Genomic DNA, 13,735 nt, shown 5'->3' on the forward strand with positions numbered 1-13,735 from the left:
TTAGTTTTGCTCATAATAGACATAGTCAGAGTATTTAAATAATCTTAAACCATCGATTCCGTAGATTACTTAACTCAGATGGTGACTCAGAATCAATAACAATCTCCCAGTGATCGACTTGGGGTAAAACACTCGAAAGTGCTGTTTCACTAATTCGTCCTCGCCTTGAAAAAGTGATCGATACAGGCTCTTCATTGGAGATAAGTTTGTATAAATCATCGACCTTTCGCAATCGAAATCCGCCGACGGCAAGCAATTCATCTCCAACTACAACACCTGCATGATGGGCTGGACTAGATAGAGCAACTCTTGACACGTAAATAAGCCCCTCTCGTTCAACTAAAGTAAGCCCTGTTTCTCTTTTGTTTGAATATCTCTCTTCAAGCCTCAGTCCAAGATCTTTAACTGTCGAAGTCAACGGGAGAGAGTCAGGATGATCAAGCCATGCATCAACCTCATTCGCAGTATTGGGATCGAACTTGGCGATGGCAGCTTTGATGTCTAACCTGGAATAACCTCGATGACTACCACCAAACTTCCGCCAAAGGTCACGTAGTACTTGCGTTAATGACGAGTTTTGTTTACGTAGTCGAACATCCAGGCAAAAGGCCATCGCAGCACCAAGCCTGTAGTAACTGACCTGTGAATCGGCACTTGCCGGTGTTGCTTTATATAATTTTACCCAAGCTTCACGTGAACTGTCTGCCAGGCTCTGTACTTGACGACCTGGGTTGATTAATAGAGGTGAAAACTCTAGAGATAAATCATTTAGTAATGCTGAGCGATCGCTCAGCCCAGCAAGGAATGGCAGGGTGAGGTCAAGGTAGCTAGTGATTCCTTCGGCAAACCAGAGTCCATCACTTATCACAGCTTGAGAATAATCGTAAGGTCGATATTCCCTGGGTCGAAGACGTCTCACATTCCATTGATGCAAATACTCATGCCCTATCAATTGTAGGAGCTTCCGATAGCCATCAGGTTCAGTTAATGCCCGCCAGGAATAATGCAAAACTGCTCCATAATCATGTTCAAGACCGCCATAACCCGTTTCTAACATATGAATCACTAATTGGTAGAGATCTCCTGCTGGTGGAGGTTCATCCATTAGAGAACAAGTAGCTCTACAAATAGCGCTGACATCATTCACAAGGTTTGCTGGCCATCCCATAGGAGGATCGCCTATGCAGAGAAGTTGATGAGAATTTTCTTTGACAACAAAGGGCTGAGAAACGAAACAGCCAGCATGAATAGGAGCATCAACAAGATGATCAAAATCCTTAGCCCAGAGTGTTTCCTCTCCAGCAAGAGGAACGTAGACATTCCAACCCGCTGGTAGGGCCAGGGTGAGGCAATGAGGAGTCCAACGCTGACCATCGATTTCCATCACAGCTGCTGCAAGACAAAGGGATGCAAACTCCGGATCTAAGTAGCAGGTGCGCACTGTGAGCTGTCGAGCCTCAATGACATAGCCAAGTGTGACAAGATCAAGAGTGTCGAGATCAGCCTTCCAACCACTTGGGCCGATCCGTTGAACTTGACAATCATTTGAGGCTTGAGAAAGGCTCAGACTGTGGAGATACTGAACATGGTCTCTAATGGTGTATGAGCCTGGGGTCCATATCGGCAGAGACCAGCTCTGACGATGTGTTCTTGGCTTCCATTTCAAACTGACCTTAAAGGTCTGACTTGCCTTGTCACACAGATCAAGATGGACGTCAACAACCTCGACCACCTCACTCAACCTCAAAAACAAGCTCAGACGTTATGCAACAACTGTAATGGCCCCGGTAAAGGGTATCTTGATGGAAGATGTTCTTGATCATGGCTTTGAGCTATCTGAAGGCTTGACTTTGTCTAATAAGATCATGTATCACAGCTGGGGTTCCAATTGGATGCTGCACATAGGAATTAAGTTGTGAATTGGATTTGCTTAGAGCATGTAGCTGGTCTTCTCGATCGTCAACAAGATGAACAACTTAGATAAAAATGAGATTTGTCTGACCAGTGCTGCTTCGAATCCTCGTCAGAACAGTTGCTATGAAAAGGATGCGAAGCGATCGCTGATCTGGCCACCCCTCCAGGCCAGCCCAAAATTCAACCCCCGCTTAAATCTTGGCGTGATGGCATCAGGGAATGGCAGCAATTTTGAAGCCCTTGTTAAAGCCATTCAAAATTCTCAACTTGATGCTTATATTTCCATATTGGTGGTTAACAACCCTAATTGTGAAGCAAGTCTCCGGGCCAAACGGCTAGGTGTGCCTTGTGTCATCCACGATCATCGCGAATTCAGTAGTCGAGAAGAACTGGATAAGGCGTTGGTAATGACATTCACCAACCATGCTGTAGAAGGCGTTGTGATGGCCGGCTGGATGCGAATCGTGACCCCAATCCTGATTTCTGCTTTCCCGAATCGCCTTATTAATATTCACCCATCTCTGCTTCCAAGCTTTCGCGGTTTAGATGCGGTTGGGCAAGCACTTAAAGCGAGAGTTCCTATCAGTGGTTGTTCCGTTCACCTGGTTACACCTCAAGTAGATGACGGTCCGGTGCTTGCGCAAGCTGCAGTGCCAGTTTTGAGCTCAGACGACCATCAGAGCCTCAGCAAAAGGATCCAGCGCATGGAGCATCAACTGCTTCCACTATCTGTTGCTCTTGCAGGCCAGAATTGGAGAAACGCAGCTCAAAATTAAGGGTAGAAGGTTAGTAAAGACATCCCTTTGGTTGGCGGCAATCCAGCCATCAGGTTTAGACATTGAACCCCTTGACCAGCTTGGCCTTTAATCAGGTTGTCGACAGCGCTCATCAAGACAAGCCGGCTGTTGCGATTGTCGACCTGAACAGAAAGAACAGCTTTATTGGAGTACTTCACCCACTTAGTCGCTGGATACGTTCCCACAGGAAGAACATCGATGCAGGGATGATGTCGATAGACCGCTTTAAGCACAGTTGTGCAATCCTCAGCGGTCAATCCAGGATCTCTCAAGCGTCCATAAACCGTCGCTAGTAGTCCACGCACCATCGGTACGAGATGGGGTGTGAACTGAAGCTCAATCGGTTGTCCGGCAACCTCACTAGCAAGTTGTTCGATTTCTGATGTATGTCGATGTCCTACCACGCCATAAGGCATGATCGACTCCGAGGCCTCTGCCAAAAGAAATTGTTCTTTGGCCACCCTCCCTCCACCAGAGGTGCCAGTCTTTGCATCGATAATCAAGCCATCGTTTTCGATCAATCCCTGTTTTAGGAAAGGCAACAAGGGCAACAGACTTGCGGTTGGGAAGCATCCTGGTGCAGCTACAAGATTTGCAACTGCAATTTCAGGTCCCTTCCATTCAGGTAGCCCATAAACAGCCTCTCTACAAAGCTGAACATCATCTCGATTGAGGTTTTGAGCTTCATGGACATAAACTTGTTTCCATTGTTCCAGTGAGCGATAGCGAAAGTCAGCAGAGAGGTCTACAACCCGAACATTGCGTTTCAGCAGTTGCGGTGCTAATTGGCAGGCAAGTCCATTGGGAAGGCTGAGGACTGCGTAATCGGCGAATTCAGCGATCTTGTCAGGATCGGGAGATTGAACTTCAGGGTCATCAAGGATGGGTAAAAAAGGGCAAAGCTCACTCCATCGCCTGCCGGCACTTCGTTCGCCGCCCAGGTAGGTGACATGGAGCTGGGGATGATCCTCAAGCAATCTGATGGTTTGAAGACCGCCGTAGCCCGTAGCGCCGATAACCGCTACTCGGCTACCTCGAACCTGAGAAATGTCAGAGGCTGGAGAGCGAGGGGGACTTTCCATTGCCTTCATCGGACGCCGGCTGATCGTACTGGTGTCGATAATGAACCCAGTACGTTCATCCCTAAGGCCCTGAGGACTTCTCCTATACCCGCTGAATCGGTCGAGATCCGCTTCGACGACATTTCTGATGCACTTGCCGCGATCCGAAACGGTGAATGCGTTGTGGTTGTTGATGATGAGCGCAGAGAAAACGAGGGAGACCTGATTTGTGCTGCTCAGTTCGCTACGCCTGAGCAAATCAATTTCATGGCCACAGAGGCTCGTGGTCTCATCTGCCTTGCGATGCAAGGCAGTCGCCTAGATCAACTTGACCTGCCGCTGATGGTTGATCGCAACACAGATGCCAACCAAACGGCTTTTACCGTAAGCATCGATGCAGGCCCTGAAAAAGGGGTTTCTACCGGTATTTCAGCAGAGGATCGAGCGCGCACGATTCAAGTGGCCCTACATCCGGAGACTCGTCCAAGAGATCTACGCCGCCCAGGACATATTTTCCCCCTTAGAGCGAGTCAAGGAGGAGTTCTCAAAAGGGCTGGACATACAGAATCCGCCGTGGATTTGTCACAGCTGGCAGGGCTTGCTCCAGCTGGCGTGATCTGCGAGATCCAAAACTCAGACGGATCAATGGCAAGACTGCCGCAATTGCAAAACTATGCGCGGCGTTGGGGACTCAAGCTCATCAACATCGCCGATCTCATTCGTTACCGTCTTGAGAACGAACGCTTTGTATACCGTCAAGCCACTGCCGATTTACCAAGTCTCTTTGGCAGTTTTCAGGCAATCGGCTATTTAAATGGTTTGGATGGATCGGAACACATTGCTCTTGTCAAGGGCGATCCACGAGAACTGAAAGAACCAGTTTTAGTGCGCATGCACTCCGAATGTCTTACGGGAGATGCTTTTGGATCACTGCGCTGCGATTGTCGCCCCCAACTTGAGGCAGCGTTAGCTCGCATCGAACAGGAAGGTGAAGGCGTGGTTGTTTATCTCCGCCAGGAAGGTCGCGGCATTGGACTAATTAACAAATTAAAGGCCTATAGCCTTCAGGATGGCGGTCTAGACACTGTGGAAGCCAATGAAAGTTTGGGTTTCCCTGCAGATCTGCGAAACTACGGGGTTGGTGCTCAAATTCTCACTGACCTTGGCATCCACCGTTTACGTCTACTTACAAACAACCCACGCAAAATTGCTGGACTGGGTGGATATGGCTTACAAGTCGAAAGTCGTGTCCCCCTAGTGATCTGTCCTGGAGATCACAACGCCGCTTATTTAGCTGTTAAGCGGGAAAAACTTGGACACTTGATTGATGCTGGCAAATCAGAGAATCAAGCTCCAGAAGTTGGGCCTTTTGTTGTGGTTGCCTGGGACGGTGAGGTGAACGGAGAGACGCTGGCTAAGCTGAGGACCCGTGCACATGATTGGGCCACAAGCAATGAACTTGAGCTCATAGCAGAAAGCTCACCCCGTCTACTTGCCCTATGGGATCGCCCCCTCTTTGTATGGCGTGTATGTCCACGAGTCAAAACCTCTTCTGAGGTTTTATCAGATCCACTTAAAAAAGCATCGCTGGAGTTACTGCTTCAAGAGTTGATTCAATGGTCAGGGACCCGTCGGATTGGTCTTCTGCGTACTGACCGTGCTGAACAAGCAATGCATCCTCCTCAGGATCTAAAGAGAGAAGAGCGGTCGTTGGGAACACTATTTAATAATGATTTTTCCCCACTAAGAGATTGGGATGGCTCGAGCTTTCCCAATCTGATCGTTTGGTCGTGAAAGAGACCAGATGTATATTTTCAATCCTATTGAATGGTTACTTTATTGATCCTAGAGCCGTTCTTTAAGGCTAAGACCACATCCATGTTGGCAGCCTGACCGAAAACGGTATGCACACCATCGAGATGAGGCTGAGCATCATGGACAAGAAAGAATTGACTTCCACCAGTGTTTTTTCCTGCATGAGCCATAGAAAGAGAACCGGCGAGATGCTTTTTGCTATTTATTTCACAATTAATCGTATAGCCAGGTCCACCGGTTCCAGGCATTCCCTTTGCCCCCTCACGAGTATTTGGGCAGCCACCCTGAGCCATGAAACCATCGATCACACGATGGAAAGACAGGCCGTCATAAAAACCCTCCTTAACCAGCTTTGTGAAATTGGCAACCGTGTTGGGAGCATCATCATCAAAGAGGTCCAACTCAATCAAACCAGCATCAGTGTCCATCAGGGCCTTGGTCACAGTTGGATGCTCAAAAAAATACTCTAGTCAATGAAGCCAACTTTCGCGACATCTCTAGAAATATTAATTAAATCAAAGCAATAAAATCAATTATAATGTAAACAGCATTTAACAAGGCATGGAAGGATTCATGGCAAAGCTGTGTATGCCATTTGAAGACATTCAAATCGTTTAGAATCTGTGATTGCTATCGTGAACCTACAGAGTAGAACGATCTTATTATCTTGCTTTTAGCAAAGACACAATTAAAGTCAAGCAATGCAATTTTTACAATTCGCCAAAGCTGTTCGTAATTGATTATTTTGCTCTATCAGTAGTGTCTGGGCAGCCTCAGCATCTAAACCACAAGTATGCATCAGCAAAGCCACTTTTACAGAGCCATCGCTTGCTTGAAGCAACTCAGTTCCACGATCTCGATCAACATCAGCTAAATCATGAAGGATTCGCAAGGCACGATCCATCAGCTTGATATTGGTAGCAGCAACATCAACCATTCGATTACCAAAAACTTTGCCAAGCCGAACCATCGCACAGGTTGAAAGAATATTTAGAGCCATCTTTGTTGCGGTACCGGCCTTCAAGCGCGTGGAACCTGTGAGTAATTCAGGGCCAGTCAAAAGACGAATATCGATACTGCATGGCAACTCAGCTTGTTCTATAGGCACACATGAAATTGCAATCGCCAAAGCATTGATTTCCTTTGCGTAGGCAAGTCCTCCTTTGACATAAGGAGTCGTTCCCCCGGCCGCAATACCGACAAGACAATCAGCAGGGCTAAAGTCACGCTCCTCAAGATCCTTTTGCCCTGCCTGTTCAATGTCTTCAAGTCCCTCGGAACTTTTCAGCAAAGCTGCGCTCCCACCAGCAAGAACACCCTGAACAAGATCAGGATCGCTGCAAAAGGTTGGTGGGCACTCTGCGGCGTCAAGAACACCTAGTCGTCCGGAGGTGCCAGCACCCAAATAAAAAAGGCGGCCTCCGCTTTGAAGCCGGTCCGTAATCGCTTCAACTGCCTCAATAAGTTCGGGTATAGCCGCTGCGACGGCGCGCTGTGGCTCTCGGTCTTCTTCGCAGAAAAGTGTCACTAAGGACTCTGTGGTTAGTTGATCCAAACATTCACTTTTGGGATTGACCTGTTCAGTCAACAGATGCCCTCGATTATCTGAAGGATGCAAATTGAGGTCTGCAAATACATTGGCCATGGTTAAATCAACCCCTCAAGCTGCTTACGAATCTCTTCAAGATCTGTTGATTCAACTTCCTTATCCAATCCATTGCTGTCTGCAACGGAACGATCCTCATCCTGCCAGTGACTCACATCTCGATTTGATTCCGGTGGAGCAAATAAAAGACGCTCCTCATCAGTTTTTGGCATAAAACCAACCTCCACAAAACGAGCTTCATATCCGGCCTGGCGGCAGAAATCTTCAATCTCATCACGGCCAATTTCTTCAACCGTCGGTAAAGGAAAGTCTTGAGCCTCAAGAAGACCGGCATAACGCTCGGCATCATCAGCGTTTTCGAACATCAGCACAGCTGTCTTGCCAGCAAGTTCGAGGGAATGAATACCCTCGTTGTCTTTACCGGCGTCATAGAGAAGGACGAACACGCGCATGTGGATCAGGCCAGACCGATGGGATCTCTCACTCGATTATCTAATTCGGCTTTATAGATTATCCGGATCAAGAGCCAATTCTTGAAGTCGTCGGTAGAGGGCACGTTCGGCTTCAGCAAGTTCAGCAGGAATAACCACCACAATTTCAACCAATTGATCACCTCTGCGTCCATCAAGCTCAAGTCCCCGTCCGCGAAGGCGCAATAAACGACCACTTGATGATGCTGGAGGCACTTGGAGTGTGACAGGACCAGACAGAGTTGGGACATCCACAGCACAGCCAAGAGCTGCATCAGGTGGAAACAACTCAAGGCGATAAAGCACACGAAGTCCGTCAATCCTTAATCTGTCTTCTGTTTGAACGCGTAACTGAAGGAAGTGGTCCCGTCCACCAGGGGCTACGCCCACAAGGCGTAACCGCCAGCCATCGCCAGCCAAAGGCGGTGTGTCAACCTCTAAAAGAGTGCCGTCGTCGAGCTCAAGATCCACTGAAGTTCCATACAGGGCTTGCTCAGGGGTCAACTCGACCAACGTCTCGAGATCATCACTGGCCTGTACGGGAGGAGGAGGTGGTGGTGGAGACGTCGCAGGCCAGTCGACTTGTTCTGAGGGGAAAGGATCAGCAACGTCAACAGGCTGTTCGTCTGTGCGCTCCAAACCGAGCACCACTTCCAGATACTCATCGAAAGTTGGAAAACCAACTGCGAAAGGATCAGCAATGGCTTGCTCTGTCGACATCGATCCCTGCCAAGCAGCCCGACGTCTTGGATCACTGAGAACTGCATAGGCCTCATTAACCAATTTGAACCGTTCCTCGGCGTGGCTATCATTGCCATTGAGATCTGGATGCCATCGCCGAGCTTCGCGACGAAATGCCCTTTTGAGCTGGGAGGCGTCACTGTCTGGAGAGACTCCTAGCAAAGACCAGTAATCCGGTTTAGCGGTAGAAGTCATCGTCCCAGGGATTTAGCTCACGTCCCCTGTAGCTGCGTCGGCCGTCGGACGACCGGGCAGGGCTGTTCCAAGGATCTTCATCCCAGTCATCATCTGAGAAGAGCTCATCTTTCAACGAGCCAAGAGTGTTACGTAGGCCCTGGAGTGGATTGGCGTCAGTACGCCGTTCTGATGAAATGCGTCGATTCAAGCCAAAAAGGGCTTCCTGAAGTGAAGCAACAGCAAGCTCAAGATCCTGTAGATCGTTCTGCTCAAGCAGGTCTTGCACATCGCGCATCGCTGTCTCTACAGCCCGCTGCTGCCGCTCAGCCCCATAGGGGCCCAGCTCCAAAGCTGCATCGCGAAGTCTTCGTTCAGCTTGACCAACAAGTGTGAGTGCACCATTACGACTATCAATTGATGCACGACGACGACGATCTTCTCCTGCCTTGGCTTCAGCTTCGGCGAGCAAGGCTTGCAATTCCTCTTCGTTAAGGGTGGAACCTCCCTGAATATTCACAGATTGCTTGCGACCTGTGGTGCGATCAGTTGCACTCACTTGCAAGAGACCATTGGCATCGATATCAAAGGCCACCTGCACCTGGGGAACACCTCTTGGTGCAGGTGGAATGCCAGACAGGCGAAAGCGACCCAAAGACTTGTTATCTGCTGCCAACTGACGTTCACCCTGCCAGACATGAATTTCAACAGACGATTGGTTGGCCTCTGAGGTGCTGAACACGTCGGATTGGCGCACTGGTATTGGTGTATTTCGTGGGATCAGCACTTTCATCAACCCACCAACGGTTTCAAGCCCCAGTGAAAGGGGAGTGACATCGTTGAGCATTAGATCTCGAAGCTCACCGGTGAGGATTCCGGCCTGAACAGCTCCGCCAACAGCAACGACTTCGTCAGGGTTGACTGATTGGCAAGGTTCACTGGCAACGAAGGTTCGCAGCAATTGCTGAACCATCGGCATTCTGGTGCCACCCCCAACAAGCACAACATCATCAACATCATCAGCAGACCAGCCAGAATCACGTAGAGCCGTCTGCACAGGATTCAGAAGACGGTCGAGAAGGTCGGGGCAAAGGCCTTCAAAAGTGGGGCGATCAAGGCTGGTCTCGATATGAAGAGGGCCATCAGGCCCCGTTGCGATGAAAGGCAAAGAAATCGGAGTACTAAGCACACCAGAGAGTTCCTGCTTCGCTTTTTCTGCTGCTTCAATCAAGCGTTGCAGGGCCTGGCGATCACGGCGTAAATCGAGGCCATGCTTAGTCTTAAAAGCTTCAGCGAGCCAATCAACAATGCGTTGATCGAAATCATTGCCCCCTAGTTGTGTATCACCACAAGTGGCCTTGACATCAAAAACACCATTAGCGACACGCATCAGTGAGACATCAAACGTCCCGCCCCCCAGATCGAAGACAAGAACACGGCGTGCGGCACTGCGATCAAAGCCATAGGCCAATGCAGCAGCAGTGGGTTCGTTGAGGATCCGTTCCACTGTGATTCCAGCGAGCCTGCCGGCATCACGAGTCGCCTGACGTTGGGCATCATTGAAATAGGCAGGTACTGTCACTACAGCAGCCTCAACAGGCTCTCCTAGATATGTCGCCGCATCATCCACAAGCTTCCGAATGATGCTGGCCACAAGTTCTTCGGGTGCATATTCACGCTCCGTCACTTGACAGGAGACACGCACGTTTCCCTGTTCATTGGCCCTTACGGTGTATGGAACAGAGAGACTGCTGTCATCCATTTCATCCCAGCCTCGTCCCACGAAGCGCTTGAGATTGGCAAAGGTATTTCTTGGATTGAGCACCAACTGGCGACGTGCCAACTGACCGACAAGTAGCTCTGCTTCTTTGCTGTAACCCACCACTGAGGGTGTGGTGCGACTGCCCTCCGCATTAGCGATCACTTGAGGGCGACCAGCCTCAAGCACCGCCACGACGGAGTTTGTTGTCCCTAGGTCTATGCCAACAATCCGCCCCATGGCCGCGTTTACTGAAGCTCCAAGGTAACGGCGAAAAGCACCCTAAACCAAGCCTTTTTAGCAATGTGGATGGCGGACTGTTAATGGCCTGTTAATGCAAAAGCACCCCTCTCAGGATTAGGTTTCTTATGTCTGTATTGCAGTGGTATGCCAACTGGTGTGCAGAAAGAGCTGTACGTGCTCAGAAGACGTCCAGCTTATGAAAAATTCGTCGACAGCAGCTTTAGAACTATCGCCATATCAATGGCATCCATGGTTGCACTGATACTTGTAGCGATCCTGATCGTTGTCTTTTGGGGGTCACTTGAATCGATGGGGCGCTACGGGTGGAAATTTCTAGTAACATCAAATTGGAACCCTGTTGATGATGAGTACGGTGTGTTAGCCGCCATCTATGGAACAGCGGTAACCTCATTGCTTTCACTATTAATTGCGATTCCTCTAGGTATTGGAACAGCAATTTTTATAACCGAAAGCTTTATACCTACAAGAGCTAAAAACATCATAGGAGTAATGATTGAACTACTAGCGGCCATTCCATCTGTGGTACTTGGCCTATGGGCAATCTTTGTAATGGAGCCATTCCTAAGACCCTTGCTCTCTTTCCTGTATATATATTTTGGCTGGATTCCATTTTTTAGTACTCAGCCAATGGGGCCTGGAATGACCCCAGCGATCTTGATACTTGTTGTGATGATACTTCCTATCATTACAGCTATTTCAAGAGACTCACTAAATCAAGTACCAATTAGCTTGCGTCAAGCAGCTTATGGGGTTGGAGCTACACGTTGGAGCACGATCATTAATGTCATTCTACCAGCGGCAATTTCGGGCATTGCTGGAGGCGTACTACTCGCTCTGGGAAGAGCCATGGGTGAAACAATGGCAGTAACAATGATTATAGGAAATTCCAATAATTTTAGCTGGTCATTGCTTGGCCCAGGCAACACAATCGCTTCGATGTTAGCCAATCAGTTTGGAGAAGCAGATGGAACTCAGGTCTCATCACTTTATTATGCAGCATTTATTCTTATGGTGATAACACTTGCGGTAAATATCGTTTCACAATGGATGGTCAAACGACTAAGTCTTAAATACTAACATGAAATCAATGACTAGCGAAGCGACTTCAACAAGTGGGGATCTATCCTCCAATCTTTACTATAAGCCAGGCTTGAGGCGTAATAGAATTAATAGAATCTGTACAATATTATCGGGATTATTTTCATTCGTAGCCATTCTGCCACTAATTCTAGTTTTAACCTATGTAATTTTCAAAGGAGCAACCAGATTAAGTATCTCTCTTTTTACCATGCTTCCGCCTCCCCCAGGACTCGATGGCGGAGGTGTTGGCAACGCCATCTTGGGAACTATTATTGTCACCTGCATAGCCGGAATGATCGCTATACCTGTTGGTGTTGGTGGAGGCATCTACCTTGCCGAATATGCACGTGAAGGACCATTCTCTAGATTTATACGTTTTGGCACCAATGTTCTTTCAGGTGTTCCTTCAATTATTACTGGCGTCTTTGTCTACGATATAATTGTCTCTACACGGCTCATTCTTGACAGTTCATACAGTGCGATAGCTGGCGGAGTAGCACTCTCAATCCTGATGTTGCCAACAGTGATAAAAACCACTGATGAAGGCCTAAAACTGGTACCAGACAACCTTCGCAAAGGTGCACTTGGAGTAGGCGCCTCTAAATTTGTAACCATTGCCCACATCACATTGCCAATGGCATTTACTCCAATCGCTACAGGAGTCGTTCTTTCAGTTGCGCGAGCAGCTGGTGAAACAGCACCATTGATTTTTACAGCACTCTTTTCATATTTTTGGCCTAGTAGTTCAGATGCTTTTTTCAATCCAATCGCGACACTTTCGGTTTTGATTTATAATTTTTCAACTCAACCCTATCAAGTTCAGAATGAATTGGCTTGGGCAGCATCATTTATTCTTATAGTATTTATTCTAGCGATGAATATCCTTTCACGCTGGATTGGCCACTTAACCTCAAAATGAGTCACTTACACAAGACTATTTCTATCTTGACGAGTGAATTACCTTCATTATTAATCGCGTGCTGATCCATGACAGCCAGTTCCTCTCCTCGGCCAAAGCAGATTTCAACTGACCCCTGCATATCACTTCAGAACGTCACTATAAGTTACAATGAATTTGAAGCGGTACGACATGTTTACTGCGAGATACCCCGAGGCAAAATTACAGCTTTAATCGGACCATCTGGATGTGGTAAATCAACAATTCTGCGATCTCTAAATCGCATGAACGATTTAATAGAAGGATGTTCTCTTACAGGTCGAGTGATGTTTGATGGAGACGACTTATATTCCCCAAATATCGATCCAGTTGAGGTTCGCCGACGCATCGGGATGGTATTTCAGCAACCCAATCCATTCCCTAAAAGTATCTATGAAAATATTGCATTTGGAGCAAGAATTAATGGATACAAAGGTGATATGAATGAGCTTGTTGAACGCTCGCTTCGTCAAGCAGCTGTATGGGATGAATGCAAGGATAAGCTTAAAGAAAGTGGATGTTCTCTATCGGGTGGCCAGCAACAAAGGCTATGCATAGCAAGGACAATCGCTATTGAACCAGAAGTGATTTTAATGGATGAACCCTGCTCAGCCCTTGATCCTATTTCTACACTTAAAATTGAAGAGACAATGCATGAGTTAAAAAATAGATTTACGATTGTAATTGTCACTCATAATATGCAACAGGCTGTTCGAGTTAGTGATTTCACAGCTTTCTTCAATGCTGAGGTGCAAGAAGGTGGATCAGGAAAAGTTGGTTATCTTGTTGAGTTCAATGAAACAGAGAAAATCTTCCATTCACCTGCTCAGGAGGCCACTCAGAATTATATTTCCGGCCGCTTTGGTTGAAGGGATGATAGTATTTATTAAAGACGCAACGTTTATAGCTAGATTTGTAGTGGCGAGTAATAGCTATAAGTTAATCTCTAGAACTAAATAATATCAAAGCATCCTTTAATACAAGGCATTAATACCAAAGGTGCACAACATCGATTGCCTAATTTTGGCGGCCCGTGCATAAACGCCTTGGTCTTCGTACCGACACGCTTCGCATAAAAACCAAAAAAACAGTCATACACAACGAAATTGCATCAGAC

At 47.7% G+C, this 13,735-nt stretch carries 12 protein-coding genes; 5 read left to right on the top strand and 7 right to left on the bottom strand.

The window, feature by feature from the left end; genetic code table 11:
* Positions 1 to 34: 34 nt before the first annotated feature.
* A complete protein-coding gene (locus SIB66_RS10075) occupies positions 35 to 1,732 on the bottom strand; it encodes a PDZ domain-containing protein (protein WP_063421740.1) in 1,698 nt (565 codons plus the stop codon).
* A gap of 235 nt (positions 1,733 to 1,967) precedes the next feature.
* Here SIB66_RS10075 and purN point away from each other — a divergent pair, with 235 nt between their 5' ends.
* On the top strand, positions 1,968 to 2,690 hold the full coding sequence (purN, locus tag SIB66_RS10080; protein WP_063421675.1) for a phosphoribosylglycinamide formyltransferase: 723 nt from the start codon (positions 1,968 to 1,970) through the stop codon (positions 2,688 to 2,690).
* On the opposite strand, the gene argC is transcribed toward purN, so the two are convergent.
* Positions 2,687 to 3,793 carry an N-acetyl-gamma-glutamyl-phosphate reductase gene (argC, locus tag SIB66_RS10085; protein ID WP_063421677.1) on the bottom strand — a complete coding sequence of 369 codons (1,107 nt, stop codon included), beginning with the start codon at positions 3,791 to 3,793 and terminating at the stop codon, positions 2,687 to 2,689. The genes purN and argC overlap by 4 nt on opposite strands.
* Here argC and ribBA point away from each other — a divergent pair.
* Positions 3,674 to 5,566, top strand: a complete 1,893-nt coding sequence (gene ribBA, locus SIB66_RS10090; RefSeq protein ID WP_236073771.1) for a bifunctional 3,4-dihydroxy-2-butanone-4-phosphate synthase/GTP cyclohydrolase II — start codon at positions 3,674 to 3,676, stop codon at positions 5,564 to 5,566. The two genes, argC and ribBA, sit on opposite strands and share 120 nt — an antisense overlap.
* A gap of 26 nt (positions 5,567 to 5,592) precedes the next feature.
* On the opposite strand, the gene SIB66_RS10095 is transcribed toward ribBA, so the two are convergent.
* The 5 genes from SIB66_RS10095 to dnaK form a co-directional block, all read right to left on the bottom strand.
* Positions 5,593 to 6,015 carry a peptidylprolyl isomerase gene (locus tag SIB66_RS10095; protein ID WP_063407076.1) on the bottom strand — a complete coding sequence of 141 codons (423 nt, stop codon included), beginning with the start codon at positions 6,013 to 6,015 and terminating at the stop codon, positions 5,593 to 5,595.
* 266 nt (positions 6,016 to 6,281) lie between these two features.
* Positions 6,282 to 7,232, bottom strand: a complete 951-nt coding sequence (gene murQ / locus SIB66_RS10100) for an N-acetylmuramic acid 6-phosphate etherase (RefSeq protein WP_063406848.1) — start codon at positions 7,230 to 7,232, stop codon at positions 6,282 to 6,284.
* 2 nt (positions 7,233 to 7,234) lie between these two features.
* Positions 7,235 to 7,645 carry a DUF3110 domain-containing protein gene (locus tag SIB66_RS10105; protein WP_063406846.1) on the bottom strand — a complete coding sequence of 137 codons (411 nt, stop codon included), beginning with the start codon at positions 7,643 to 7,645 and terminating at the stop codon, positions 7,235 to 7,237.
* Positions 7,646 to 7,696: 51 nt separating this feature from the next.
* A complete protein-coding gene (locus SIB66_RS10110) occupies positions 7,697 to 8,599 on the bottom strand; it encodes a DnaJ domain-containing protein (protein WP_063406844.1) in 903 nt (300 codons plus the stop codon).
* Positions 8,583 to 10,577 carry a molecular chaperone DnaK gene (gene dnaK / locus SIB66_RS10115; RefSeq protein ID WP_063406843.1) on the bottom strand — a complete coding sequence of 665 codons (1,995 nt, stop codon included), beginning with the start codon at positions 10,575 to 10,577 and terminating at the stop codon, positions 8,583 to 8,585. The genes SIB66_RS10110 and dnaK overlap by 17 nt, the downstream gene beginning before the upstream one ends.
* 147 nt (positions 10,578 to 10,724) lie before the next feature.
* Between dnaK and pstC the strand changes: the two genes are divergently transcribed.
* The 3 genes from pstC (at position 10,725) to pstB (ending at position 13,487) form a co-directional block, all read left to right on the top strand.
* A complete protein-coding gene (gene pstC / locus SIB66_RS10120) occupies positions 10,725 to 11,678 on the top strand; it encodes a phosphate ABC transporter permease subunit PstC (protein ID WP_063421679.1) in 954 nt (317 codons plus the stop codon).
* A 1-nt stretch (position 11,679) separates the two neighbouring features.
* Positions 11,680 to 12,600 (top strand): phosphate ABC transporter permease PstA, encoded by a 921-nt coding sequence (gene pstA / locus SIB66_RS10125; RefSeq protein WP_063406839.1) that lies wholly within the window; start codon positions 11,680 to 11,682, stop codon positions 12,598 to 12,600.
* A gap of 68 nt (positions 12,601 to 12,668) precedes the next feature.
* A complete protein-coding gene (gene pstB, locus SIB66_RS10130) occupies positions 12,669 to 13,487 on the top strand; it encodes a phosphate ABC transporter ATP-binding protein PstB (protein ID WP_063406837.1) in 819 nt (272 codons plus the stop codon).
* Positions 13,488 to 13,735 lie beyond the last annotated feature (248 nt).

Origin of the sequence: Prochlorococcus sp. MIT 1318 (assembly GCF_047304505.1) — a bacterium.
Classification (GTDB): domain Bacteria; phylum Cyanobacteriota; class Cyanobacteriia; order PCC-6307; family Cyanobiaceae; genus Prochlorococcus; species Prochlorococcus marinus_D.

Coding starts and splice junctions, on each gene's coding strand:
- purN (WP_063421675.1), top strand. CDS start 1,968: ATGAACAACTTAGATAAAAATGAGATTTGTCTGACCAGTGCTGCTTCG.
- ribBA (WP_236073771.1), top strand. CDS start 3,674: ATGATCCTCAAGCAATCTGATGGTTTGAAGACCGCCGTAGCCCGTAGC.
- argC (WP_063421677.1), bottom strand. CDS start 3,793: ATGGAAAGTCCCCCTCGCTCTCCAGCCTCTGACATTTCTCAGGTTCGA.
- SIB66_RS10095 (WP_063407076.1), bottom strand. CDS start 6,015: ATGGACACTGATGCTGGTTTGATTGAGTTGGACCTCTTTGATGATGAT.
- murQ (WP_063406848.1), bottom strand. CDS start 7,232: ATGGCCAATGTATTTGCAGACCTCAATTTGCATCCTTCAGATAATCGA.
- SIB66_RS10105 (WP_063406846.1), bottom strand. CDS start 7,645: ATGCGCGTGTTCGTCCTTCTCTATGACGCCGGTAAAGACAACGAGGGT.
- SIB66_RS10110 (WP_063406844.1), bottom strand. CDS start 8,599: ATGACTTCTACCGCTAAACCGGATTACTGGTCTTTGCTAGGAGTCTCT.
- dnaK (WP_063406843.1), bottom strand. CDS start 10,577: ATGGGGCGGATTGTTGGCATAGACCTAGGGACAACAAACTCCGTCGTG.
- pstC (WP_063421679.1), top strand. CDS start 10,725: ATGCCAACTGGTGTGCAGAAAGAGCTGTACGTGCTCAGAAGACGTCCA.
- pstA (WP_063406839.1), top strand. CDS start 11,680: ATGAAATCAATGACTAGCGAAGCGACTTCAACAAGTGGGGATCTATCC.
- pstB (WP_063406837.1), top strand. CDS start 12,669: ATGACAGCCAGTTCCTCTCCTCGGCCAAAGCAGATTTCAACTGACCCC.